The organism is Simplicispira psychrophila DSM 11588, assembly GCF_000688255.1.
GTDB lineage: Bacteria > Pseudomonadota > Gammaproteobacteria > Burkholderiales > Burkholderiaceae_C > Simplicispira > Simplicispira psychrophila.
Genome location: NZ_JHYS01000001.1, coordinates 343462 through 369650 on the forward strand (window position 1 = coordinate 343462; position 26189 = coordinate 369650).

The window sequence follows — 26189 nt, forward strand, 5'->3', positions numbered from 1 at the left end:
TTAATCTGTTCTTCGAATATTATTTTTTCTGCTGCTGCTTAAGTGTTTCCATTAATATCATACAAATATAAGGAAGCTCAAAATAAGCAGCACTTAACAATGAACCAGCTACCACATAAGCCAACATTGAAGCCCCTACCATATCAGCTAGACTTCCTGCCCACCAAAATGTCTGGCCATTTTTTCTTACTAGAGTCCATATTTCACGTCGTGTAATGAATACATTTATGATAAGGAGTATGAATAATAGCAATCCTACTATTCCTTGGTCGCCCAGTACTTCAAACCATATGCTGTGGGCGGCCACGCCACTTCGATTCAAAACCGGTGTCTCAATAAATCCAAGCATACCCGGTGAATTTTTGAACTGGTCCCATATCAGGTGGGATTGAACGGCCCTGAACCCCCCCCCTACCCATGGATGGGCAACGGCAATCGCTGAACTAACTTTCCATGCGGTCACTCGCCCCATAAACGATGCATCTTCATCAGCTGCCTGTATCGTTTCCATCCGCTGCGACCATTTATCGGGTGCCAGTTGAATCACCATTACTGCACAGAGCGATACAATAAGTACTCCAAGAATTTTTCTCTGACTCTTCAAAATAAACCATAACGCTACCGCAATCAGCCCCACCAATGCACCCCGCGAACGCGTTGCCACTACAGCCAATACTATTAACAAAAATACCAATAAAAATCCCAATCGAACTACTTTTCGTGCAGAAATTTGATACAAATAATATAGAAATGGCAAACCCATCAAGAATATCAATGCCAAATGATTGTTATCACCAAATTTTTGGATGGACTGTGCATTATGTGAGCCACCACTGGCGATAAATTTCAAGCCATCCAGAACACCATGAAAACTAATTGAAAATGCAATTATAAGAACGACGGCATGCATCCTAAAGCGACTCACAACGATCATCGGCATCAGCAAGCAAAACAGTATTGTTTTTATTACATTACCAAACAATTCCCAGTTGCGCTCGAGTCCAGGATAGGCAAATAGTGCAGACAAGAGGCCATGCGCAGCAAAAATTAACATGAAAACAATCGTTCTGTTGTATTCAAATTTCTTTAGGCCAGAATCTTTCTTTAAGAAAATTAAAAAAATTGTCATCAATGCATAAACTTGCACATAAGGAACGCCTGACATAAATCCATAAAGATAATAATTTATGGCTACCAGTCCTGCCCACCCCCACAGCAAATAGCTGATAAATACACTATTTATAGCTAGAGAAATCGATGCCAGCATGAATCCGAACACTGCCAAATCACGCATGGAACTTTCTCCGTTTTTTTGATTTATTTTCTTTTGTTTTTTTATTACTTTGATAAGAAAAAAACCCCAGATCACTTTCTGATTTTTTTCGTTCGGTGCGAAAAATAGTCCGCAGCAAGAGCAAAAGCAGGCCGAGTTCCGTCAATAAAATCAGACCTTCAGTCATGCAAAACTCTTGAAAAGCGCCAATTGCCCTTGGGTGGTCGCATCCCATGAAAATTTCTCTGCATGCAAGCGTGTGTCTTCACGCGTGGGAAGTGCCGCCATAAGTTGGCGCCAAGCTTGCACAAGTGCTTCGGCGTCGCGCTGCCCCATCAGCACACCTGCGGCGTGCGTGCTAACTACTTCCGGTGTTCCCCAGATATTGGTGGCAATCACCGGTGTGCCACAGGCCATGGACTCCAACAGGACATTGGCCCAGCCCTCTCGACTGGAACACAACGTTAGTGCATCGGCCGCGTTGTAGCACCACTTCAAATCTGTCTGGGCTAACACCCCGAGCCAATGCACGCGGTCTGCCACGCCCAAGCGGGTAGCCAAAGCCTGCAAGGCGGTATGTTGCGGCCCGGCACCTGCCACCAGCAGTTGCACCCCTGGCAAGGCAGGCAAGGCCTCAATGGCAAGGTGATGGCCTTTGCGTTCAATCAGATGCCCGACCGACAGCAGGTACTGTCCGTCTTCAGGCAGACCTAACCAGCGACGCGCTGCGGAACGCGACTCAGGAGTGAAGCGCTCCAAGTCCACGCCATTACGCAAAGTGTGTAGTTTGCTGGCATCCGCCCCCAGATCATGCAGACTGTCCATCAGCGCCTGGCACACCCCAATTGAGGCGCGTGCCTGCGCCGCGGTCTGCAAAATCAACCGGCGCGGAAAAGAGTATTGGGGGATCAGATTTAAGTCGGTGCCGCGCGCAGTAACCACCAAGGGCTTGCCAAGCCAACGTGCCAGCAAGCCAGCTGCCACGCCATCTGGGTAGTAATAATGGGCATCGATCAAATCAAAATCGAATCCTTCACTCTGCAAACGACGCACGGTAGACAAGGCGCCCTGGGCCATGGTGTAAGGCGCTATATTCATGCCTATGCGGGGTAGCAGCAGGTAACGTGGATGGTGAACATCGACCCCATGGCGATGCTCAAACTGCGGGGTAGCGGCAAACTGGGCGTAATCACCAAAGCGCGGATGGGAGGAGGGAAACCAGGGCACGGGTGCCACCACCTTGGCCTGAACTTCCCCTGTCTTGAGCAATTCACGCAGACGGGTTTCTACAAAAATACCATGTATCGGCCGCACTGAACTGGGATAAAGCGAGGAGAACAGCAATATCTTCATAGGTGTGCCCCTTATTGCCAATAAATCCAATAGAACCAATAAATTAAGCTTTTAAAGCATGGTAACTTTCAGCGCAAAACACCTTTGGTATCAATGACTACTTTATCTTTGATGATTTGAGAGTCAATTTCTGTAAATTCGTGGTGATCCACTAGCAGCAACAAGATATCAGATTTTTTCAGCACCTCCTTTAGATCATGCAATGGGAAAGGCACCTTGTGAGAGGCCACATTGGGATCACACACCATCACAGTACCAATATTTGCATCCAACAGCGTCTTGACTATATCCATAGACGGTGATTCACGCAGGTCATCAATATTAGATTTGAAAGTAATGCCCAAGCAACCAATCACTGGATCCTTGAACCGTGCTGCCTTGCAACGCACCTTATCAATCACCCACTGCGGTTTTGCATCGTTGACCTCGCGGGCAGTGCGTATCAAGCGCGCCTCTTCGGGCGCGCTGGACACAATGAACCAGGGATCCACCGCAATGCAATGCCCACCCACGCCTGGTCCTGGCTGCAAAATATTGACGCGCGGATGGCGATTGGCCAAAGCAATGGTTTCCCATACATTGATTCCCAGGCGATCACAAATTACCGATAATTCATTTGCAAAAGCAATATTCACGTCACGAAATGAATTTTCTACCAGCTTGGATAATTCAGCCGTACGGCTATCCGTTTCTAGAATGGCACCATTGCAAAATGTTTTATACAAGGTACGGGCCTTGATCATGGCTGCCTTGGTGGTTCCGCCAATAATCCGATCGTTATCTACCAATTCACGCAGTATCTGACCTGGAAGTACCCGCTCGGGACAGTGCGCAGTGTGCACCCGGCCCTCTAGGTCAGGACGCAAGGAACGAATGATGTTTTCAACTACTTCGGTAGTGCCCACCGGGGAGGTGGACTCCAAGATGACCAGATTTTCTGCACGTAAATAAGGCGCAATGGCGTGGGCTGCGGCTTCGATGTGCGACAAATCAGGGGCTTTGGCATTGCCCTCCTCACTCTTGAATGGTGTCGGCACCGCCAAAATGAAGGTATCAGCCTCTTCTGGCGTTAGCGAGGCACGCAGGTTACCGCTATTGACGGCGGAACGCACCAGCAGATCCAGGTCAGGCTCGACAATGTGGATATGTCCCGAATTGATGGTATTGACCGCCGACTCGTTGATGTCCACCCCCAGCACAGTATGCCCTTTGGTAGCCAGCATGGAGGCGGTGGGCAGGCCGATATAGCCCAGTCCCATCACCACGATTTTTTGTAGTTCGCGCGCCATTTACATTGCTCCTTGAATGCTCAACATGACAGCCGCGATCCGCTGCGCGGCCGTGCCATCGCCATAAGGGTTGTGTGCCCTTGACATCTGGGCGTATGCCTCTGCGTCGTGCAGCAAGCGGCGTGCTTCACCGACGATTTTTTCACGCGACGTGCCTACCAGCAGCACGGTTCCGGCATCGACTGCCTCGGGCCGCTCGGTCGTTTCGCGCATCACTAGTACCGGCTTGCCTAACGAGGGGGCTTCTTCTTGCACGCCACCCGAATCAGTAATAATCAGATACGCCCGGTCCATCAGATACACAAAAGGCAAATAATCAACCGGATCGATCAAATGCACGTTATCGAGCTGGCGTTTGGCCAAAATATCTGCGACGGGCTGACGCACGTTGGGATTAAGGTGCACCGGATACAAAATCTCCGCATCGCGGTGCTCAGCGGCAATATCTGCCAAAGCATTGCAAATATTTTCAAAGCCAGCACCAAAATTTTCCCTCCGGTGTCCCGTGACAAGAATCAGGCGACGTGCAGCGCTCAGGAAAGCAAAGCGCTCTTGGAGCGTTTGTTGCGTTTGTGTGTCCTGACGCATTTTTTTTACCACTGCCAATAAAGCATCAATCACAGTATTACCAGTGACGTGAATGGTTTCTGGCGCCACGCCCTCGTGCAGCAGATGGGCTTGGGCGGCGGTGGTGGGCGCGAAATGGATATCGGCAAGCACGCTGGTCAGGCGCCGGTTCATTTCTTCCGGGTAAGGCGCGCGTTTGTTGCCCGTGCGCAGACCGGCCTCGACATGTCCAACAGGCACCTGGGCGTAGAAAGCTGCCAGGCTGGCAGCCAGTGTGGTGGTGGTGTCGCCATGCACCAGTACCCAGTCCGGTTTTTCTTGCTGCAAAACGGTTTTCAAACCGCTGAGGATATTGGTAGTGATATCGGACAGATCCTGCCCGGCTTTCATGATATTGAGATCGTATTGCGGCTCAATATCAAACAGCTGTAAGACCTGATCGAGCATTTCTCGGTGCTGTGCGGTCACACACACCACGGTCTCTATTTTCCCAGCCAAGGCCTGTAACGCTTTCACCAGCGGCGCCATCTTGATGGCTTCGGGGCGGGTGCCAAAAACAAGCATGACTTTCATGACGAAAACTCCCTGGTGACGGCTTCGTAAACGGCTTGGTAATGGAAAGCACTGTTGCGCCAGTTTCTGACCGACTCGACAAAGTGGCGCCCGTTGGCCCGCAACGCCGGCCAGTGTTCAGGATGCGCCAGCAGGTCGAGCAAAGCGGCGGTCAGTGCCTGGGGGTCGTCGGCCTTGAACAAAATGCCTGTTTTCTGGTGCTCCACCAGTTCCCGGTGCCCACCCACATCGGAGGCGACAAACAACTGGCCCTGCGCCATGGCTTCCAGCGGTTTGAGCGGAGTCACCAGTTCCGTCAGGCGCATGGAGTGCCGGGGATAAGCCAGCACATCCACCAGGGCGTAGTAGCGCTGCACGTCGGCATGGGGGACGCGCCCCGTGAAGACGACATGCTGTTGCAATTGCAGCTCTTGCACCCGTGCTTTGAGCGCTGCCTCTTGCGGCCCGCCGCCGACCAAGAGCAGACATGCATCAGGGCGCACGCGCAGCAGGCCCGGCAGAGCCGAAATGAGCAGATCCAGCCCTTCGTAGGCATAAAAGGAGCCAATGAATCCAATCACAGTGCGCCCTGTCAGTCCCCACTGCTGGCGCAATGCCGGATCGGCGGCCAGCGCCAGTGGGAAGGTATTTACGTCCACGGCATTGGCAATGACGGTGACTTTGCTCTGGGGCACCCCGCGCGCCACGATGTCGGCACGCAATCCCTCGCAAATCGTGAACACATGCGCGGCTTGGCGTATGGCGTATGTTTCCAGGGCGCGTGTCAGTCGGTAGCGCAAACTGCCCTCCTGTGTGCTGCCATGGTCCACTGCAGCGTCTTCCCAGAAAGCACGTATTTCATAGACCACCGGAATCCCCAGCTTGCGACCGACTTTCAAGGCGGGCAACGCATTCAAGACCGGGGAGTGGACGTGGAGGACGTCGGGTTGCAGGCGACGTGCCACGGCTTCTAGGCGGTGCCCGAGTTTTTGCATCAGCAGCCATTCCCCCAGCGCCGGCCACCGCGCCAAAGCACCCTGTACGGGAGCCGTGCGCTGAAAGACAAAACCTTCTATTTCTTCTTCCTGCTGCGCGGTGGCGCCCTGCTTTGGCGACGTCAGATGGTGGGTTTCCCAACCTAATGCACGCTGCTCGCGCAGCAGTGAAACCGTGCGAAAGGTATAACCGCTGTGCAAGGGTATGGAATGATCCAGAATATGCAAAGTGCGCATAAATACTCAGAAAAACGACTTGAAACTATTATTAATTGTTATTAATTGTTATGCAGCCTGAGTAAGTTACTACCCAACGCATCCCATACCGTAGACTCCAAACCTTCAGGTTTTCCGAGTGCAATCCAACTACCCAGCAACCAGACAGAGTAGAAGCACGCACCGACCATAATACTGATGAAAAGTTGAATTCCATCATCCTGTCTCATTTTCAGTACATGAGTTACTATAAAATACATGAAAACTGAGCCAACCAAAGGGCGGCCTATTGATAGTAATAATTTATCAAGTTCTATATTGCAATGCCTTCTAGCACTGAAAGACAGCACGACAGAATTCGCCAGACTCGCCAGCAAGCGTGCAATACCCATGCCCATCAAATAAAAATGTGGCACCAATATCAAAGACGCCGCCACAAATACCGCAAACTCAATCCATGAAACGGTATTCATAATCCGGGTATGTCCACGTAAAAACAGCAAGGCCGTGAGCGGATTCAGGGCAAACTGCGCACTTCCAACCAAGGCAAAAAGCGCCACGAAGGGCGCTGCATCCAACCATTTGTCTCCCAAGACAAAATGGGTAAAAGGCAGTGCGATGGCTGCCATGCCAAACCCCATCGGCAACGTGATGGCATTGACTGCTGCCAATGTCTTGAGCACCGCGTTGTTGGTACGCGGCACATCTGCCTGAATGGAAGAGAGCACCGGCAAGAAGGCACGCATCATGGAGGGGCCCAGTTGGCCCACAGGCAGGCGTCCCAGATCAGAGCCGGTGTGATACAGGCCGAAGTCACCGGTAGACCCAATGCGCCCCGCCGCCACTTCGTCGCTGTTGCGCAGCAAAAAATTGCCCACTCCCGCCAGCATCAGCCATTTGGTGACACCCCAAATTTCACCCATCTTGCTGGTCTCCCATCGGGGACGATAAGGATGCAGCAGGTAGCTCAATGCCAGTCCGGCCAGGTAACCCGTGGCGATACCGATCACCAGTGCCCGGTAATCGCGCAAAAAATAGCCGGCCACCAAGGTGGCCACCACGCTCAGCAGCTTGGAGAGGACGTTTACCCGAAACTCCACAGAAAACTGGAATGCTTTCTGTGCCAAGGTCAGCCCGATGTTTTCAGCTCCGCCCAGGGCGACACAAGCGGCCAGCACCCACAACACCGGCTGCACACGCGGCTCGACGAAATAGGCCGCCGCCAAAGGCGACGCCACCAGCAAAAGCAGCGCCACGCCCAAACTCTGCAAAATACGCAACGTCCAGGCCGAGTTGATTTCACTGGTGCTGACTTCTCCTTTACGCAGCAAGGCGGCGGTCGCGCCAAAATCCATCAATGCCTGGATCAAACCGACGATCAGCATGGCCATGGCCACCAGCCCGTAGTCTGCCGGCAGCAAAAGACGCGCCATGATGACCGTGTTGAGAAAGCCAATCCCCTTGATGGACCAGCGCGTGCCGACAGCCCACAAGGCGCCCTTGATCAACGTGCGTTTAGGGCTGTTCATGCCGTCTCCACAACCCTGTCATAGCGTTCCTAGGTCTGCGGCATGGCCGTCAAAGACCTGCTTCCATTGCGCAGTCATGTGTTTTTTTGAATAGGCAGCGCGGACTTTGTCCTGCCCTGCCTGCGCCCATTGGGGCCACAGGGTCTGGCAGTCCAGCACCTGGAGCAGTTGCGCTGCAAATGCGGCATCGTCAGGCGCACACAAGTTGTCCGGTGACACACTGGCCAAAACGGCCCCCACATCGCCGACCCGGGTCGCCACCACCGGCATACCGACAGCCATGGCTTCGAGCAAAGCCAGAGGCAATTGTTCGGTATCCGAGGACAGGGCAAACAGATCCAACGTCACCAGATGGGCCAACGGATCTGCCAGGTAACCGGTAAATTCCACCTTGTCTTCCATCCCTAGATCGCACACCAGCTTTTGCAGTTCGGCGTGCAAGGGGCCGTCACCGACGATGCTCAAGTGACTGGGGTAGCGCTTCTGTATCTGGGCAAACGCACGGATCAGGCGGGCAATATTCTTCTCCGGGCGCAGTCCGGCCACGGTGCCAATACGCAACACCGCCAGGGGATTGGCTGTGGCCGGCGGACAGCGCAACCCATTCGGTACGTCCACGCCATTGCGCACAAACACTACCCGGTGGGCCGGAATTTTCCAGGTGCTGCGTGCCAGGCGCTCCAGATTGCGCGAGGCGACCACCACCTGCAGGCCGTTCAGTGCCAGCAGCACCCGCCGCATCCAGACGCGCCGGGGGAGCTGGCCCTGCGCTTCATCGGGCCCAAAACCGTCTTCCACATGCACCTGCGGGCACACCCGAGGACAGTTGGCCGCCGCCCATTCAATTGCACCCCAGTTGTACGAGAGCAGCAGATCCGGTTGCATCCGTCGCAAAATGGTGCGAAATAAACGGCGATTGGCCAAAGCCCCGCCCTTGATGACCGGCACCGACACCGGCTCCCACAGCACGCCTGGGGCCAGTCCCGCACCGGCATCAAAGCAGTTGTCCATAGCCATCACGACATGGCGGTAGCCCGGGCCGAGCGCATTGGCTAATTGAACGAATCGTGCCTGCGCGCCCCCGAGACTGAAAGTGGAGAAGGCGTGCAAAAGCACCCGGGCGCCGCATGTACCGTTCTGTGTCATGCCTAAGCCTCTCTGACGTGGAGCGCCAATCCCGCCACAGCAGGTTCAGGCACCGGCTCATGCAGCCGCAAAAATGCATCAAACATGATCAGCATCCACAGCACGGTGGAATGATCGTGTCGGCCCGTCAGGTGCTGCGTGACCAGGCTCTGCAGCGTGGCCGGGTTGAAATAACCCGAGTCGAGCATGCGCGTACTCAGCACCGAGGCACGCATACGCGGCTGCAGCGGGCCACGCAGCCAACTTGCCAAGGGCACTGAAAAGCCCATCTTGGGCCGGTACAAAACGTCGTGGGGCAGCAGCGGCTCAAACGCTTTCTTGAACACATATTTGCCTTCGCCACCGTGGAGTTTCAGGTGGCTGGGCAAGGTCGCCAGCCATTCAATCAGCAGGTGGTCCATCAAAGGCTCACGCACCTCCAGCGCGTGCGCCATGCTGGCCCGATCCACCTTGGTGTTGATGTCGCCAGCCATCCAGGTTTTGTAGTCCAGGTACTGGATCAGGCCGAGCGGGTCGTGCGTCTGGGCGTTTTTGGCGTGCTGGCGCAAGACATCCAGGGCGGTGTAGTCGCCCAGACTGCGCAGGAAGGTCGGCGAAAACAGCGCTCCGCGTTGCTGCGTGCTCAGGCGCGACACGCTGTGGTGGTAGGCCTGCACGCTGTCCATGGCCATGGCCTGCAAGGTGGTCTTGGCACGCAGCGGGCGCGGCGCCCAGTCGGCCTTGGGATACAGCGCGCCGAGAGCACTGAAGACGGGCCGGCGCAGACCATGCGGCAGGTAATTGCGCGCGCGCTCTTCGGCCAGGTGCATGCGGTAGCGCCGGTAGCCACCCAGGCTCTCGTCGCCGCCATCGCCCGACAACGCCACGGTGACGTGCTGGCGCGCCATCTGGCAGACACGGTAGGTCGGCAGGGCTGAGCTGTCGGCAAACGGCTCGTCATAGAGCCAGGCCAGGGTGTCGATGAGGTCAAAGTCGTCCGCGCTCACCACCTCCAGTCGATGGTCGGTGTGGTAGCGCTGTGCCACCTGCTGGGCAAAGGCGGTTTCGTTCACGCGTGGGTCATCAAAGCCGATGGTGCAGGTGTGCACCGGCGTGTCCGACAGCCCGGCCATGGTGGCGACGATGGCACTGGAATCGACGCCGCCGGACAAGAACGCCCCCAGCGGCACGTCGGCCACCATGCGCAGGCGCACCGACTCACGCACCCGCTCGCGCAACTCGACCTCGGCGTCGGCCAGCGACACCGGGTTGTCGTGGGTGAAGTGCACGTCCCAATACGGCTGCGGCTGCGGCTGCACCGGTTCACCGCGGTGCAGTGTCAGCGTGTGGGCCGGCGGCAATTTGTGCGCGCTGCGGTAAATGCAGCGCGGATCGGGCACATAGCCGAAAGAAAAATAGTCTTCCACCGCCAGCGGATCGATGTCGCGGACAAAACCGGGGTGCGCTGTCAGCACCTTGAGTTCCGAGCCAAAAATAAAGCTGCCATCGGGCAACCAGGCGTAGTGCAGCGGCTTGACGCCCAGGCGGTCACGCGCCAGAAACAGCGTTTGCTGGTGGCTGTCCCACAAGGCAAAGGCAAACATGCCACGCAGGCGCTGGATGCAAGTTGCGCCCCAAGCCTGCCAGGCGTGGACGATGACTTCGGTGTCGCTGCGCGTGCGGAAGTGGTAGCCCAGCGCCTGCAGTTCAGGCACCAGTTCACGGTAGTTGTAGATCTCGCCGTTGAAGACGATGCCGACCGTGCCGTCGGCATTGAACAGCGGCTGCTGGCCAGTGGCCAGGTCAATGACGGACAGACGCCGGTGGCCCAGGGCCAGGCCCGGCTCCAAGTACACGTCGTCTTCGTCGGGGCCGCGGTGGGCCTGGATATTGTTGATGCGCCGCGCCAGTGCCGGCGCAAAACTGCGCGTGCCCTGGGGATCGAAAAGGCCGGAAATACCGCACATGGTCAGTCTTGCCCCCGTGTTTTGATCAGTGCCGCCACCAAGGCCTCGCCCTGGCTGTCCAGGTAGGCTTGCAAGCGCGTGGCGGCGTCAGCCAGTGGTTCGTCGGCGCTGCGTAGCGGCGTATAGAGCACGATGTTGGCGCCATCGTCCCCGCGTCCGGTGAGACGGCCCCAAGCGCCTTGCAGCTTGCCCACCACCTCACTGGCCGTGAAGTGGCCGTTGACCCAATAAAACCGCCAGACCAGCAAATGCTGGGCCTGCGCGCCGGGCACGGGACTGCGTTGTCGCAGCAGTGCCTGTTCTACCTGCAGCGGCTGGCCTTGCAGACGCGCTGGCGCCACCCCTGCGCTCAGGCGCAGCCAGTCGGTGTTTTTGCTGCTCACCAGCTTGTTTTCCGAGCTGACCAATTTGCGCTCGCCCTGTTGCTGGCGGTAGTAGCTCAGGTGCAGCCCAACGGCCTGCTGGTCGGCGTCGGTCTGGCCGGCATCCAATTGGGCAGAAGCATGGAGAAACAGCGGTGTCCAGCGACTCGGCGGCGCCGGCGTGGCACGCCAGGGCCGCTGCACGGTGGGTGCGGCCAGCTGCACCCGCTGGGTCTGCACACCCCGATCCATGACGGCAAGCACTCCATGGGGCGCCATAACTATAAAAAATAATAGCAAACACCGCTTTATGACATTGGGCTTGAGGCCATTTTGACCCTTATTTTGTATTCCACGGCCGGTGGATACGGCTGCGCCTGCGGCTGCGGCTGCGGCGGACGCTGGTCCCGGGACAGGGTCTGTCCAGCGCGCACCCAAAAGAAACATCAGGCCCATCACCACGCCAAAAAACACCCAGCCATAGATGAGGTGATCGACACCGGTGGCCAAGGTGTTGCCCGACACATGGCCGAGCAGGACGATGAGATACGCGCGTACCCAATTGGCCACCACGGGCACCAGCACCGCCACGCCCATGAACAGCCAGCGCTTGCGCGGGCTTTGATAGCTGAGGTAGGCAAACAGGCAACCGACCATGACCGAAGCAATCAGATAGCGAATGCCGCTGCACGCCTCGACCACCGACCAGGTGCCGGACGGAATGACGAATTGCAAACCTTCGCGGTACACCGGAATACCGCTCGCGCGCAGCGCCAGCACCGTGAAATCGGCCGTCCACTCCATCAGACGGGGCAAAAGAAAGTCGCCCATCGGCACGGCAAAAAACAGAAACAGCAATGGAAACGTCAGCGCCCGGGCCACTTGCCAGCCCAGCACCGCTGGCACCGACAGCACGATCAGCATCGTCAGCGCCCATTGCGTTGCGGCGTTGACCGCCACCAGCTCCCCCGCCAGCCACAGCCCGGCCGCGCCGGCCATCAGCAGCCAGGCCAGTGGCCCCGGACGCGGCAGCAGGGTGGCCAGCACGGCGCGCTGGCGCCACACCAGCCACAGCGCAATGAACGGCACGACAAAGCCATGCGCGTAGGTATCCGAGCGCGCCCAGATCGTCACCATTCCCCAGGCCGACTTCCAGTAGGCCACCAGGATCACCGCAAGCAGCAAGACCAGCACAGCCAGCGGCTTGCGCCAGACCAGGGGCAGCTGAAAACGACGCACCGGGGCGGTGGTGTCAGGCCTCGCCACTGCCGGGTTATCAGTCAAGACAGGCATTGATGCCTCCCAGATGGGCGTCCCAGCTGAAATGCTCCAGCACATGCCGGCGCGCTGCCACTCCGAGTAAGGCGCCTTGCGCGGGTGTATCCAGCAGGGCCTGCAATGCCTGTTCGAAGGCTTGCGGCGTATCGGCACGCAGCAAGCCCTGCGCGGCATTGGCGCCAATCGCGTTGGCGCACTCGGGTACGGTCACCACTGGGCGCTCCATGGCCATGGCTTCCAGAATCTTGTTCTGAATACCGCGCGCCACGCGCAGCGGCGCGACCACGGCAGCCGCATGTTGCAGGTAAGGCCGCACGTCGGCCACCGTGCCGGTGACGGTGACTGCAGCGCCCGCCAGCGCGCGCACCGGGGGCGGCGGGTTGCGGCCGACGATATAAAAATGCAGGCGCGGCCAACGCACCAGCAGGCGCGGCAGCACCTCAGTGGCAAACCACACTACGGCATCAATATTGGGCCAGTAATCCATGGCACCGGTGAATACCAATGGCTGCATGGGGTCCACAAACGGGCTGGGTCGGGCGGCGTCGGGCGCAAAAAAATCGGCGTCCACACCGTTGCACAGGGCCTGCACCGTGGTCCTGCATTCCGGCGCCGAGCGCAAAAACAGTGCGACCTCTTGGTCAGTGACAAAAAAGGAGCGCTGCGCCTGCACCGCTACAGCACGTTCATAAGCCAGCAGCGTGCGCCCTTCACGCCGATACAGCCACGACAGCGGCCAGCGATGGCTGGCGGCGTACTGGCTCCACTTGGCCGAATCAACATCGACAAAGTCCACCAGCATCGGCACCTGGGGTGCCAGCACCTGGGCATACGGCGCCATGGCCGAAGAAAAAACCACACTCGCCTGCAACTCGTGTTGTGCGGCGATGCGGCGCACCCAGGCGTGCAGACTGGCACAGCGGTAGTAATCCAGCGTCAGCGGTCCGCCGCGCGCCAAACCGGCCAGGCTGCACACCTTGGCCACACGCGGTTGCAAGCGCGCAATGTGAAGATCGGGACACAGGGCGCGCAACGCCGGCACATGCTGCTCGTCCTCGGGGTCATCAATAAACGTCCCCAGAAAGACTCGGTGCGACTGCAGCAAATGGCGCAACAAATGGTAAGAGCGCACTTTGTCGCCCTTGTTGGGCGGATACGGCAGTCGATGGACCAGATACAGGATGTTGCGCACGGCGGCTCCAGATGAAATGGCACTCAGCCGAGGTTGCGCACGATCTTCGGGCCCAGCCAATTGGCCACGCCCAGCGGCATCCGCCGCCAAGCGGCGATCAGCAGCCGGTATTTGGCGTTCGCCGGGTTGTTTTGCGGCACGCTGTCACGGTGGTACAGGCAGTATTCATAGTGCAGCGGCGTGGCTTCGCAGCCCCAGTTTTTCTTGAACGCATACGAGCCCGTGCCCCGTTTGCTGCGCCCATAGTCAAACACCTTCAAGCCGCGCACGCAGGCCAGGCGCATCAGCTCCCAATACTTGAAATCATTGGCAGCCAGGTCCCGCGCCGCTTCGGCGTCGCCCGCGTAGTAGGGCAGCACTTCATCGCGAAAATAGAAACTCAGCACGCTACTGATGGGCTGGCCATCGGCAGTACACACGGTGAGCACCTCACAGTCGGGGCCAAAAACCCGGCACAGCGTCTGGAAGTAGCGCTTGGGCAACGCCGGCGTACCGTGGCGGTGCACGTTTTCCGCGTAGAGCACAAAAAATCGGTCTACCGTGGTATCGATGTGTGCACGCAAGCCGTTCTTGATGCCCTTGCGCACCATGGCACGCTGTTTGCGCGGGATGGCACTCATGTTGTCGGCGTCCAGCGGCGCAATCGGCTTGCGAAACGTCACGTACAGGTCTTGTACCGGCCAGTCGGTATGGCGGCGCTGCACATTGCGCAACTCCAGGTGATCGACTTTCAAGCGCTGCGCCAGCTGCTGCGCCTCCTGCTCTAGGGCGGCACTGGCCTCCTCGTCCAGCGCCGCCGCACCGCCATATACCGCGAAAGGCAAGCTGGTGAGCGCATTGCCAAACAGACGGCTATGGACATGCGCCAGCGCCAGCACGCCGCGAATCTGCCCCGCCTGCTGCGCGTACAGAAAATAGGTGTCGTGGTGAAACACCTCGCGGATGACCTGCTGCCAGCCGGCACGGTGAAAAAACGTCGCCTGCGGACAGGTCTGCACAAAAGCATCCCAGCGCGCAACACCGGTAGTGCTGCGCATGTCGAGCCGGTGCACCGTCAACGATGCAGCCACATCAGAAATTTCAGACACCTCAGACACCTCAGACATCCGTAGCCTCCTGCGCCGTCGCGGGTAAAAAAATATGGTCCATGCGGCCCCAGTGAAAATCCTGCAACAAACGCCGCAACCGCTGCTCCATCCGATCTACGTTGACGTAGTGTCGAAAGTGCGTCTTGAAGCCGATGCCCGGCACACGCGGCTGCTCGGCATCGATCTCCCAGGGATGGAAATAAAACACCGCAGGAGATTGGTCCTGCTCATGCACGCGGCGCAACATCCAGCGCGACAGTGCGTAAGGGAAAAAGCGAAAGTAGCCGCCGCCACTGGCCGGAAAATTACGCTGGAACAGGCGCACGGTAGTGGGCGGAATTTCCATCAGGCCGGCACGGATCTGGTGGGCAAAACGCGGCGCATCCGGCGTTCCGTAATGGTCGTGCGCCACGGGATAGATGCTGGAGCTGTAGCTGTAGCCGGCACGCGCCAAGGTATCGAGGGCCCACCCATTGCCCGGCTCAATAGAAAAACTGGGGGCACGGTAGCCCTGCACCACCACCCCGGCAATGTCTTGTAGCAGCGTTTTGGCGTGGTGGATGTCCTGGAAAAATGCCTCCGGTGACAAATCGCTCACGCGCTCATGGCCATAGCCATGGCTGGCCAGCTCGTGCCCGCCGGCAACGATACGGCGCACCAAGGTCGGATAACGCTCGGCAATCCAGCCCAGCGTAAAAAACGTGGCGCAGATGCTGCGCTCCTCCAGCAAAGCCAGGATGCGATCCATGTTGCGCTCGATCCGGCATTCACGCGTATCCCACTCGCTGCGCCGAATGTGCGGAGCGAACGCCGACACCTGAAAGTAGTCTTCGACGTCGATGGTCAGCGCATTGCGGATAGGCGGCAGGTGGGGCATGGTGATCAGCTTGCGGCTTTAGGCAAGGTACCTTCCGGACTGGAGCGCCGACTGGCAGCCACCAGTTTTTGCAGACTCATCAAGATCTCCAGGCTTACGCGCTCCTGGCGCAGCACACTGCGCTCAATGCGCAACAGGCGGGCGCTCAATTGCTCGGCGGCCACATGCCCCAACTGCTGAGCCATACCGTCCGCCAGGGCCACATCCAGATCCAGATCAAGCACGTCGTCTTCCAGATCGCTGTCCGTCAGCGACGGGAGCGCAGCTTGCGGGGTCGCCGGGGAGGGTGCGTGCAACTCTGACTGCAATTCATCAATGATTTCGCTCACCAGGCCCAGATCGATGTGGGTCTGATCGGTCAGGAAGCCCTGCAGCAGGACGCGATCAAACAAGGTGTTGATGCGCCGCGGAATGCCGCGGGTGTGCTGGTAGACGCTGTCGAAGATGGCTGCGTCCAGGGTGGGTTTGTCGCTGGCACCCGCACAGCGCAACCGATGCAGGATGTATTCCCGGGTTTCATCGCCATCGAGCGGACCCAGATGGCAGGTGGCCGTCACGCGCTGGCGCAATTGCTCCATGCCAGGGCTTTGCAGGATGTCGCGGAACTCTGGCTGGCCCACCAGAAAGGTCTGCAGCAACGCCGTCTGGCCCTGCTGAAAGTTCGACAGCATGCGCAGCTCTTCCACTGCCTGCGGGTGCAGATTTTGTGCTTCATCGACCATCAGCAGACAGCGCTTGCCTTGCAGCGTCTGGGTAATGAAAAAAGCTTCCAGCGCCACCAACAGATCCGCTTTGGAAACCCCGCGCACCGGGATACCGAACGCCGCACCCACCAGCCGCAGCGTGTCGTCCGCGCCCAGTTGCGTGCTCACCAGATGCGCTGCTCGGATGGTCGCCGGATCCAGGCTGTCCAGCAGGCCACGCACAATCGTCGTCTTTCCTGCCCCGACCTCTCCGGTGATGACAATAAAACCCTCGCAACGCATGACGCCGTATTCGAGATACGCCCGGGCGCGTTGGTGCTGCTTGCTACTGAAATAGAAGCTCGGATCCGGATTGAGCTGAAAGGGCTTGCTGGTCAAGCCATAAAACGCTTCATACATGGCTTAAAACCGATGTGTGAGGGTGGCCACCAAGGCCGACTCGTTATAGGCTCGCGAGGAGCTGGCGTGGCCATCGGATACCGAACGGCGCAGCTGAAGGCCCAGACTGGTGCGCGGCGCCAGCTGCATGCTCGTGCCCACTGCCAGCGAGCGCACACGGGTTTCCTGGCCCGGCGCCGTGCCCACACTGCGCTGCTCGATCAGGCTTGCCTGGACAGCGGTTTGCGGCGTCAGACGGTGCGCCAACGACAGACTCCAGCCGCGCTGGCGAATGCGCGTATTGGTATCGAAATCATCGCCCGCAGAGAGCGCCACCAAACCGAGCCGGCGATTATCAGACTGCATCACGGCCAGCGTCACCACGCTGCGCCGGCCCAGCAAGGCCAACGACAACTGCTGCATGCGCTGCAGCGTGCTGGCGGAGCGCAGAAAATCTTGCGGCACCAGCAGATCAGGCGACAAGCCCAGGCGGTTAATTTCAGTCTGCACCCGCTGGGTGCGCAGGATCGGATCGGGCTCCACTTGGGCATAGAACCCGTAGAGCAAATCAAACAGCCCACCCAGCGATGCCGATTGCGCCCCCTGTCCCTGGGACACGCCCTTGGTGTCGCTATAGCGCCAGACAGTGCGTGCGGTGCGGTGCTCCAACAGCACGTTGTGGGCTTTACCAAAGTAGCGACTTTCCTGCTCCACCGACACCCGGGTGCGCTCCGAGGGGCGCCAGAGTACGCCCAGACCGGCAATGCGGCTGGACTCGCGCTCCAGCGCGAGTTGGTTGGTGGATTCAACCCCTACCACGCCCATCAGCATCCATTGCGGCGTCACGACAGCTTTCAGGCGCGCCCGCAGAGTCGCCGTATCGATCGATCGACCCAGAGAGAAATCCACCTGTTCCTGGCTCGCCTCGACACCCCAACCCAGCCATTGGCCACTTTGGCGGTTGTCCACGCGAAAACGCCCCTCTTGGGTTCTGACATCAGAGCGCCGGGAGGTATCGGTACGGTTATCTTGCACGCTGTAGCGCGCTTCGTACTCTGCCACGCTGCCGATGCGACCACGCAAATAGGGCGAAAGGCCAAAACTGGAGGTCTGCGCCGCGTTGGGATTGCCCGGGGAGCCATCCACTGGCGCACCAAAAACCGATATCGGCTGCATGGTGACGACACCAGTGACATCCACAAACAGGCGCTGCTCGATCGCTTCAACAGCCACGCGGGCATTGAGGTGGTGCTCCAAGTGACTGGCACCGGTGGTGTTCACGTAATGAAACCCGTGCAACGAATAATCAGCAAAACCTTTGATGCGGGCCGTATTGCCGATCCAGAGCAGCCCCGGGCTGATGTCGGTGATCTGATCGCTCAGGTTGCTGGCATCGCGGCGTGCATTGCTGGTAATGGTGTGCTGCACCGAAACACGTGGCTCCAGCCAGCTGGTGCGCTGCGCCGATGTGGCGTTTTCCTGCGCCGATGGCAGCGCCCCGGTAGACGAGATGGCGGAGCCTTTTTCTGGCATCGATTGGGCCCTGGCAGCCGGGAACATGGCGACAGGCGCAGTGACCAGTACCAGCGCGGCGTAACGCACGAAGACAACTCTACTCATGCAAACTTTCTTTTTATGTCAGGCCGGCGTGGCAACTCTTTGACCGACAGCATCCTGCTCATGTCCATACCCGTACCCATAGCCGTGGCCGTATCCATAAGCACCCATGCCACGGCTGCGCGCTTGGTTCAGCACCATGAACCTGATCGGGCAGAACTCAATGGTGGATAAAGCGTGGCGAACTTGAGACTGCAGCGTTTTTTCCGCCTGCACCACCATGACAATCTGCCCCATGTGGCTGGCCAATACCCGCGCTTCGGTCGTCAATAGCAGCGGGGGCGAATCAAAAATGATGATGCGGTCGCTGTAGCGCTGGCCCATTTCCGCCAACAAATCCACCATGGCGTCACTGGCCAGCAATTCGGTAGCACGTGGATGCGGCAAACCGGTCGGCAGCAAGGTGAAGTTGTCGATATTGGTGCGCAGCAGCACATCCGACACCGCCAATTTTTTGTCCAGCAGCAAATCGAGCAGGCCTGGCGCCGGTGGCAAGCCAAGTGCCTGCATCACGGAGGGGCGTGCCACATCGGCATCCACCAGCATGACGGTATGGTTCTGCTCCATCGCCATGCTCATTGCCAGGTTGATGGCGGTAAAACTCTTGCCTTCTCCGGGTAAAGAGCTGGTGACCATGATGAGGTTGCCGTGCGGCACTGCCGCAGCGCCCCGGCCGGAGGCGTTTTCCAGCAGGGGACGCTTGATGACGCGAAACTGGTCCGTGATGCCCGAGCGCGGCGCATTGCGGGTGACAAAACCGGCAGCAGCCAACGCGGTCAGGTTGATATGTACGCTTTTGGAGCTCGGCGCAGCAGGCGGTACGGTCTGGGTCTTGAAGGCACTGGACTCCAGTGCCGGAGATGCCGGAGATGTCGCAGACGCTGCCGGGCTGGGCGCCGCGGTAAATTTTTCAGGCATCGGCACGTCACTGGGCAAAAAGGCACCAGCGGCGCGCAACTGCTCCAGGCGCTGGGCTGCTTTTTCAATGGAACTGGTCATGGTGGCCTTTCACCCTAGTAAAGCCGACTGGTAGGACAGCATCGCCATACCGCCCGCGTAGAGAAAGATCAGTGCCAACAAAGCCATGAAAAAACGTCTCAAACTGCGCGTTTCACTCCTTATATCCTTCTCATTCGGAATCAGCTCCACCACCCCCAACAGGGGCAGCTCCGTCCATTGGCGCAGCCCGGCGCCGTCAAAAAACACCGGCCTGATCTGGCTCATGAGAAAGGCCATCCCCAGTCCGGCGCCCAGCGCGGCCACCAGCGAGACGGGCAACAACAGCACCCGGTTCGGGGCCACAGGTTTGGGATTGACGCGCGGCGGATCAATGACGCGAAACTCTGCCACATTGGCGGTGTTTTCCAGTTGGCCGGACATGAAGGCCGACTCGCGCCGCCCTACCAGATCGGCATAGTTCTTGTGGTTAATTTCGTAATCACGGTTGAGTTGCGCCAGCTCAGCCTCCAGGCGCGGAGCCACTTTGAGTTGCTCGCGCACACGGCTGGCACGCGCCTCATACTCGGCCACCCGCGCCTGCAAAGAGGCCACTTGCACCTCCGCAGCGGCATAAATGCGGCTGAGTTCTTGCACGGCAGGGTTGTTTTGCACCAGCGGATCATTCGGATTGGCCTGCGCCCGACGCTGCAACTCCTGGATATCGTGGCGCTTCTGTCCTTCCAGCTCACGGATCAGACGGCGACTGTTGGCGACGTCAGGATGCTCCTCGGTATAGCGCTGCAACAGCGTATCGAGATTGCGCCGCTGCACATCCAGCCGCGCATCGATTTCAGGCGTCTGCACCAGGGCAGGAGACGGCACCGATGCGGGCTGGCGTAGAGACGAACGCAGCGCCTGCAGCTGGCGGCTCGCCGCCATGCGTGCGCTTTCCGCCTCGCGCAGCTCCAGGCGTGCCTGGCTGAGCAAATTACCCACTTCTGCTGCGCGCCCGGCCGAGTCCAGGCCGTTTTGCGACTGCAACTCGATATTGCGCAGCTTGAACTCTTTGAGACGCCCTTCCGCCTGCGTCAGCTTGGCCTCGTAGCTCTTGATCTGCTCATCCAGAAAGCGGCGTGCACTGTCCGAGTCTTGGCGTGTGGCGCCCAGACTGGACTCGACAAAAATGGTCAGCAAGGTTTGCACCACACGCCGCGCCACTTCAGGGTTTTGATCAGCGTAAGACAGCGTGTAAAGATTGTCTCGGCCGGTGGTTTTGATACTGATGGTTTTGGTGACTTTATCCACCATGGCTTCGCTCTGCACCTTGGTCTGCGCCCCCAGATCCAGATCAGCCGTGCGTATCAAGCGTTCAATGGTCGGCCGACTGAGCAGTGTGCGGCTAAGCATGCCCACCTGCTGCTCAATATTGGGCTGTACGGCAATCCCCATCATCAGCGGACGCAAGATGGATTGCGTATCGACATAAACGCGCGCTGATGCCTGGTAGTGGTCCGGCATCATGAGCACCACCACCACACCCGCTACCGCGACCAGCCAAGCCAGCGCCATGGCCAACCTGCGATAGATCCACATGCCGCGCACGGTGGTGGCAATCTGTCCCCAGAGCTCATCCATCCCATCACCCCCTCATAGCTGGCCATGGGCATTCAAGGCCTTCCCGACACTGAATACCCGTTTTTTTGAAATTTCTGCAAATACGTTAATCTCTCAGAACCACCCCTGCGGAATAATCAAAATATCTCCAGGAAGAACATCTACATTCGCATCAATATCGCCACGCTTGATCAAGTCATTCAAGCGTACGTTATAGCGCTTATTACCTTCGGCGGTACGGATGAGGGTGGCCTTGTTACCATCCGCAAAATCAGTCAATCCACCGGCCGCAATCAGCACATCCAGCACCGTCATCTTTTGTTTATAGGGCAAAAATTGCGGTTTGGCTGCCTCTCCGACAACCCGTATTTGTTCGCTATAAGGACCCACAAATCCGGTAACGATCACGGTAACGACAGGGTCTCGCACATATTTGGCCAGCTCCTTTTCCACATCGCGTGCAATTTGCACGGAAGTCTTTCCTTGTGCCATAAGTCCGTCCACCAAAGGAGTCGAGACCTGTCCATCCGGGCGCACCGGAACCACCTGAGACAACTCCGGATTGCGCCACACGATGATATTGAGCGTGTCACCGGGGCCAACGATGTAGTTGTAGTCGGGCACGGCTGCAACCACCGGTGCGTCGGGGTGGTTTTTAAAACCAGCACATCCGACAAGGGAGGCGGCCACGACAACAGCGACTGCCAGTCGGCTTGTAAAGCCTACAAAATTCGATACATATTCTTGCACGATGTAATTTCCTTGAAACATTTGCCACGACTGGAACGGTTGCAGTTAAATATAACTCAGCACAAGCCAATAAAAAAAATATTACTATGCTATGAGAATTCAAAATTAAATAGCATTCTTCAATCTGTGATATTTTGAATCCATAAAAATATTAACCATCTCCTCTGGAATATGCAATGCATCCCATTCCCAGCATGTACACCCTGGAGGCACTTTTTGCAGCACTGTCAGCGTGGGAAGGACTTTTGGGAGCAGAGAATGTTCTTTTAGGAACAGCAGCGCTGCGGCCCTACGGCACCGATACCAGCGGCTTGGTACGCAAAGTCCCCGCCGCCCTGCGCATTGACACCGAGCCACTACTGCAAGCCGTGCTGCGCGTGGCCCAACATCACCGGGTGGCTGTCTACCCTCTGAGCACGGGCCACAACTGGGGCTACGGCAGCGCCCTGCCAGCGCGCGATGGCAGCGTGCTGCTCGATCTGTCGCGCATGCAGCGCATCCTGCATTTCGATCCTGAACTCGGTGTCGTCAGCGTCGAGCCCGGCGTCACCCAAGGCATGCTGGCCGACTTTCTGGAACAGGGAGGACACGATTTTCTGGTGCCTGTGACCGGCGCCGGCCCGACCTGCAGCCTGCTGGCCAATGCCCTGGAACGCGGTTTTGGCGTCACGCCTTACACCGACCACTTTGGTGCCGTGACCGATCTGCAGGCAGTATTGGCAGATGGCTCGCTCTACCGGACGGCCCTGCACGAAGCCGGCAGTGAAGAACTGGCGCGTCTTTTCAAGTGGGGTATCGGCCCGTATTCAGCGGGGCTTTTCACCCAAAGTGGCTTTGGCGTTGTCACGCGTATCAGCATCGTGCTGGCACGCCGACCGGCATGCGTCAAGATGTGCCTCTTCAGGCTGGCGCATGACGAACTATTGGCGCCAGCCGTACTGTCCATCCGCAGCGTACTGGCCCGACTGCCGGGCACCGTGGGCGGCATCCAACTGATGAACCAGCACCGGATGCTGAGCATGTCGGCGCCCTACCCGCACGAGCGCGCAGGCACCAACGGGCTGCTGCCCCCCGAGGTGATCAGTAGCCTGGGGCGCCACTATCAAGTTTCTCCGTGGACTGGGTTTGCCACCCTGTATGGCACCCAGCGCATGGTGGCCGCGGCACAAAAGGAAATGCGTATCGCCCTGGGCCCGGTGGCCAGCCGCCTGTTCTTCGTCACGCCACAACGCACACGCCAGTTGGCGCGTTGGGCACGCTGGTTACCTGGTACCAAAGGCCGGGCACTACAAGAATGGACCGCCACACTGATGCGCTCGCTGGAGCTGGTGGCGGGCCGGCCCAACGAAACTGTGTTGCCACTGGCCTACTGGCGCAGTGGCCAGCACCCGGACCACGGGGCCCTCCATCCTGGCGCCGACGGCTGCGGTCTGACGTGGTATGCGCCCCTGGTGCCGATGCGCCCCGGCGACGTGCTCAATTTTGTCCGCATGGTGCATGAGATCACCCCGCGCTACGGCATTGAGCCTTTGATCACTTTGACGTCTTTGAGCGATCGCCTGTTCGACAGCACCGTGCCCCTGCTGTTCGACCGCAAAGACCCCGCGGCCACAGCGGCTGCTGCGGCCTGCTTTGATGAATTGCTGCACAGCGGCAAAGCACAGGGCTGGTTTCCTTGCCGCGTCGGCATTGACGCCATGCCGGCGTTAATGGAGATGCAGGACAGCGCCCGCAGCTTTCACGAGCGCCTGCGCCGCAGCCTGGACCCACACGACATCCTGGCGCCTGGGCGCTATCGCTGAAAAACGGCGCAGGCACCCCGGCAACGCGCATCACACGCCGTAATACCCGCAGTACCAGTGCACAAAACGTGCGATGCCTTGCGCCAGCGGAGTGGATGGCACAAAGCCGACCCAGTCCTGCAGCGCCTGGGTGCTGGCATAGGTGGCGGGGACATCACCGGCCTGCATCGGCAGCAATTGTTTGATGGCTGTTTTGCCCAGCGCCCTCTCAATGCACGCAATGAAGTCCAGCAACTGCACCGGTTCGCTGTTGCCGATGTTGAACACGCGGTAGGGGGCGGCGCCGGCACTGGACAGCGGAGCGGGCTTATCCAGCACACGCAGCACACCTTCGGTGATGTCGTCGATATAGGTGAAGTCGCGCTGCATGTCGCCATGGTTGAAGACCGCAATCGGCTCCCCCGCCAGAATCGCCCGCGTGAACAGGTGGTAGGCCATGTCGGGTCGCCCCCACGGGCCATAGACGGTAAAAAAGCGCAGCCCCGTGGTCGGAAAGCGATACAGGTGGCTGTAAGCGTGCGCCATCAACTCGTTGGCTTTCTTGCTGGCGGCATACAGGCTGACCGGGTGGTCCACGGCGTCGGTTTCGGCAAACGGCATCTTGGTATTGCCGCCATAGACGCTGGAGCTGGAGGCATACACCAGATGATCGACCTGCTGGGTGCGGCAGCCTTCTAGGATGTGGCCAAAACCGGTGAGGTTGGCGTCCAAATAGGCGTGGGGATGGGTGATGCTGTAGCGCACACCGGCCTGGGCGGCCAGATGGATGACGCGGTCAAAACGCGGCCCGGCAAAAACGTCTGCCATACCGGCGCGGTCGGCCAAGTCGCACTGCACAAAACGAAAGCCGGGCTGCCCCTGCAGACGCTGCAGACGCGCGCGCTTGAGGGCCGGGTCGTAGTAGTCGTTGAGACTGTCCAGACCCAGCACTTGGTCACCGCGTGCCAGCAGGCGTTCGGCGACGTGGCTGCCAATGAAGCCGGCGGCGCCGGTCAGAAGAATGTGCATCGGGCGATTTTTCAGGCGGCCACTGCAGCCATTGGAGAGGCAAAACCTTCCGGGTTCTGGCCCTGCCAGTTCCAGGCATCACGGCACATGGTGGCCAAGTCGCGCTCAGCGCGCCAACCCAGCAACTGGGCAGCCTGCAGCGGGTCGGCATAGCAGGCGGCCACATCCCCGGCGCGGCGCGGCGCCATGCAGTAAGGCACGGTGCAGCCGCTGGCCTGCTCGAAGGCGCGCACGATATCCAGCACGCTGTAACCGGTGCCCGTGCCCAGGTTGACGCTAAAGCATTGCGCCTGCGTTTGCAGACACTCCAGCGCCTTGAGGTGGCCCAGCGCCAGATCGACCACATGGATGTAGTCGCGCAGGCCGGTACCGTCGGGCGTCGGGTAGTCGCTGCCCCAGATGCTCAGGCGCTCGCGCCGCCCTACTGCCACCTGAGCCACATACGGCAACAGGTTGCTGGGCACGCCCACCGGGTCTTCGCCAATGCGCCCGCTGGGGTGCGCGCCGACCGGATTGAAATAACGCAGGATGGCAATGCGCCAGGTGGGATCGGCCACATGCAATTCGCGCAGCATGTCCTCGATCACCAGCTTGGTGCGGCCATAGGGATTGGTGGCCGAAAGCGGGTGGTCTTCGGTCAACGGTAGTGATTGCGGCTCGCCATACACCGTGGCGGACGAGCTGAACACCAGTGAGTTCACGCCCGCACGGCCCATGGCTTCGAGCAGGCGCAGCGTGCCGACGACGTTGTTGTCGTAGTAGCGCAGCGGCTGTGCCACCGATTCGCCCACCGCTTTGAGTCCAGCGAAATGCACCACCGCCGTGGCGCCGCTGTCAGCCAGCGCATGATCGAGTGCTGCAGCGTCGCGGATGTCACCCCGGTAGACGCGCAGTCGCTGCCCGGTCAAGGATTCGACCCGGTGCAGCGCTTCGGGTGAACTGTTGCTGAAGTTGTCGAATACCGCCACGGTGTAACCGGCCTGGAGCAATTCAACGCAGGTATGACTGCCAATGTAGCCAGCACCACCAGTCACCAAAATCGTCTTGTTTTTCACGGGTAAGGGCATGAAACTCTCGATTCAATCCATGGGTGGCAGAAGATGTAACGCCGGTTGTAGGCGATTTCGCCTTCCACCGTCAACGCAAAGTTGCAACAGCGCAGCCAGGAGCGAGACATGAAACTGTTTTCTGTCGTCTTTGTCTGCATGGGCAACCTGTGCCGCAGCCCCAGCGCACACGGTGTGTTTCGCCAGCGCGTGGCCAGCGCCGGGCTGGCCGCTCAGGTGCGCATCGACAGCGCCGGCACGCACGCCACCAAGGGCGAACGCGCCGATGCCCGGGCGCAGGCCTGCGCGCGCCAGCACGGTTACGACTTGAGCGACCTGCGTTCCCGCCCGGTCGTCGCCAGCGACTTTGAGCTGTTTGATCTGCTGCTGGCGATGGACGAGAACAATGAGAGCCATCTGCGCCGCCGCTGCCCGCCCCCGCTGCAACAGCGCGTGCGCCGCTTGACCGAGTTCTGCCTGCACCCGCACAGCGCGGCGGTGCCGGACCCGTATTACAGCAATGCACAGGGCTTTGAGCAGGTGCTGGCGTTGATTGAAGACGCCTGTGATGGCCTGCTCGCCCATGTGCAGCAGCAGTTAAATTTGATAGCTACAACCGCACGCTCCTAAAGGACTAGCGGCCATTTTGACTACTTTTTTAACCATTT

At 58.9% G+C, this 26189-nt stretch carries 22 protein-coding genes; 2 read left to right on the top strand and 20 right to left on the bottom strand.

Annotated features, from left to right (window positions below; all coding sequences use genetic code 11):
• Window positions 1-19 precede the first annotated feature (19 nt).
• From Q390_RS17190 to Q390_RS0101550, 18 genes are all read right to left on the bottom strand, one after another.
• The gene (locus Q390_RS17190) at window positions 20-1294 is read right to left on the bottom strand and encodes a putative O-glycosylation ligase, exosortase A system-associated (protein WP_156949794.1); all 1275 of its coding nucleotides are present in this window, start codon (window positions 1292-1294) and stop codon (window positions 20-22) included.
• The gene (locus Q390_RS19805) at window positions 1287-1460 is read right to left on the bottom strand and encodes a hypothetical protein (RefSeq protein ID WP_156949795.1); all 174 of its coding nucleotides are present in this window, start codon (window positions 1458-1460) and stop codon (window positions 1287-1289) included. The genes Q390_RS17190 and Q390_RS19805 overlap by 8 nt, the downstream gene beginning before the upstream one ends.
• A complete protein-coding gene (locus Q390_RS0101475) occupies window positions 1457-2626 on the bottom strand; it encodes a glycosyltransferase family 4 protein (protein WP_037471925.1) in 1170 nt (389 codons plus the stop codon). Before Q390_RS0101475 ends, Q390_RS19805 begins: the two co-directional genes overlap by 4 nt.
• 68 nt (window positions 2627-2694) lie before the next feature.
• Window positions 2695-3915: a UDP-N-acetyl-D-mannosamine dehydrogenase gene (gene wecC, locus Q390_RS0101480; RefSeq protein ID WP_027994481.1), complete on the bottom strand. Its 1221-nt coding sequence runs from the start codon at window positions 3913-3915 to the stop codon at window positions 2695-2697.
• On the bottom strand, window positions 3916-5055 hold the full coding sequence (gene wecB, locus Q390_RS0101485; protein ID WP_027994482.1) for a non-hydrolyzing UDP-N-acetylglucosamine 2-epimerase: 1140 nt from the start codon (window positions 5053-5055) through the stop codon (window positions 3916-3918).
• The gene (locus Q390_RS0101490; protein ID WP_027994483.1) at window positions 5052-6266 is read right to left on the bottom strand and encodes a TIGR04063 family PEP-CTERM/XrtA system glycosyltransferase; all 1215 of its coding nucleotides are present in this window, start codon (window positions 6264-6266) and stop codon (window positions 5052-5054) included. The genes wecB and Q390_RS0101490 overlap by 4 nt, the downstream gene beginning before the upstream one ends.
• Before the next feature lie 41 nt (window positions 6267-6307).
• Entirely contained in the window at window positions 6308-7774 is a 1467-nt protein-coding gene (locus Q390_RS0101495; RefSeq protein WP_027994484.1) for a lipopolysaccharide biosynthesis protein, read from the bottom strand.
• An 18-nt stretch (window positions 7775-7792) separates the two neighbouring features.
• Entirely contained in the window at window positions 7793-8920 is a 1128-nt protein-coding gene (locus tag Q390_RS17195) for a glycosyltransferase (RefSeq protein WP_084153710.1), read from the bottom strand.
• 2 nt (window positions 8921-8922) lie between these two features.
• Entirely contained in the window at window positions 8923-10866 is a 1944-nt protein-coding gene (locus Q390_RS0101505) for an XrtA/PEP-CTERM system amidotransferase (RefSeq protein WP_027994485.1), read from the bottom strand.
• A gap of 2 nt (window positions 10867-10868) precedes the next feature.
• Window positions 10869-12521: an exosortase A gene (gene xrtA / locus Q390_RS0101510; protein WP_027994486.1), complete on the bottom strand. Its 1653-nt coding sequence runs from the start codon at window positions 12519-12521 to the stop codon at window positions 10869-10871.
• Entirely contained in the window at window positions 12505-13698 is a 1194-nt protein-coding gene (locus tag Q390_RS0101515) for a TIGR03087 family PEP-CTERM/XrtA system glycosyltransferase (protein ID WP_027994487.1), read from the bottom strand. The genes xrtA and Q390_RS0101515 overlap by 17 nt, the downstream gene beginning before the upstream one ends.
• Window positions 13699-13721: 23 nt before the next feature.
• On the bottom strand, window positions 13722-14804 hold the full coding sequence (locus tag Q390_RS0101520) for a FemAB family XrtA/PEP-CTERM system-associated protein (RefSeq protein WP_084153711.1): 1083 nt from the start codon (window positions 14802-14804) through the stop codon (window positions 13722-13724).
• Window positions 14797-15663 (bottom strand): XrtA system polysaccharide deacetylase, encoded by an 867-nt coding sequence (locus tag Q390_RS0101525; RefSeq protein ID WP_027994489.1) that lies wholly within the window; start codon window positions 15661-15663, stop codon window positions 14797-14799. Before Q390_RS0101525 ends, Q390_RS0101520 begins: the two co-directional genes overlap by 8 nt.
• Before the next feature lie 5 nt (window positions 15664-15668).
• Window positions 15669-16766, bottom strand: a complete 1098-nt coding sequence (locus Q390_RS0101530; protein WP_027994490.1) for an XrtA/PEP-CTERM system-associated ATPase — start codon at window positions 16764-16766, stop codon at window positions 15669-15671.
• Between the two features lie 3 nt (window positions 16767-16769).
• Entirely contained in the window at window positions 16770-18365 is a 1596-nt protein-coding gene (locus Q390_RS17200) for a TIGR03016 family PEP-CTERM system-associated outer membrane protein (protein WP_245606839.1), read from the bottom strand.
• An 18-nt stretch (window positions 18366-18383) separates the two neighbouring features.
• Window positions 18384-19361, bottom strand: a complete 978-nt coding sequence (locus tag Q390_RS0101540) for an XrtA-associated tyrosine autokinase (protein WP_027994491.1) — start codon at window positions 19359-19361, stop codon at window positions 18384-18386.
• Window positions 19362-19370: 9 nt separating this feature from the next.
• The gene (locus Q390_RS0101545) at window positions 19371-20936 is read right to left on the bottom strand and encodes an XrtA system polysaccharide chain length determinant (protein WP_027994492.1); all 1566 of its coding nucleotides are present in this window, start codon (window positions 20934-20936) and stop codon (window positions 19371-19373) included.
• 93 nt (window positions 20937-21029) lie between these two features.
• Window positions 21030-21686: an XrtA/PEP-CTERM system exopolysaccharide export protein gene (locus tag Q390_RS0101550; protein ID WP_156949796.1), complete on the bottom strand. Its 657-nt coding sequence runs from the start codon at window positions 21684-21686 to the stop codon at window positions 21030-21032.
• A gap of 155 nt (window positions 21687-21841) precedes the next feature.
• On the opposite strand from Q390_RS0101550, the gene Q390_RS0101555 reads away from it, so the two are divergent.
• Complete coding sequence (locus tag Q390_RS0101555) at window positions 21842-23467, top strand: FAD-binding oxidoreductase (RefSeq protein WP_245606840.1); 1626 nt, start codon at window positions 21842-21844, stop codon at window positions 23465-23467.
• A 30-nt stretch (window positions 23468-23497) separates the two neighbouring features.
• Here the strand turns inward: Q390_RS0101555 and Q390_RS0101560 are convergent, their stop codons facing one another.
• Together Q390_RS0101560 and galE are read right to left on the bottom strand one after the other, a co-directional pair.
• Window positions 23498-24475: an NAD-dependent epimerase gene (locus Q390_RS0101560; protein ID WP_027994495.1), complete on the bottom strand. Its 978-nt coding sequence runs from the start codon at window positions 24473-24475 to the stop codon at window positions 23498-23500.
• 11 nt (window positions 24476-24486) lie between these two features.
• On the bottom strand, window positions 24487-25542 hold the full coding sequence (galE, locus tag Q390_RS0101565; protein WP_027994496.1) for a UDP-glucose 4-epimerase GalE: 1056 nt from the start codon (window positions 25540-25542) through the stop codon (window positions 24487-24489).
• Between the two features lie 108 nt (window positions 25543-25650).
• On the opposite strand from galE, the gene Q390_RS0101570 reads away from it, so the two are divergent.
• Window positions 25651-26151, top strand: coding sequence for a low molecular weight protein-tyrosine-phosphatase (locus Q390_RS0101570; protein ID WP_027994497.1), 501 nt, complete (start codon window positions 25651-25653; stop codon window positions 26149-26151).
• Window positions 26152-26189: the final 38 nt, after the last annotated feature.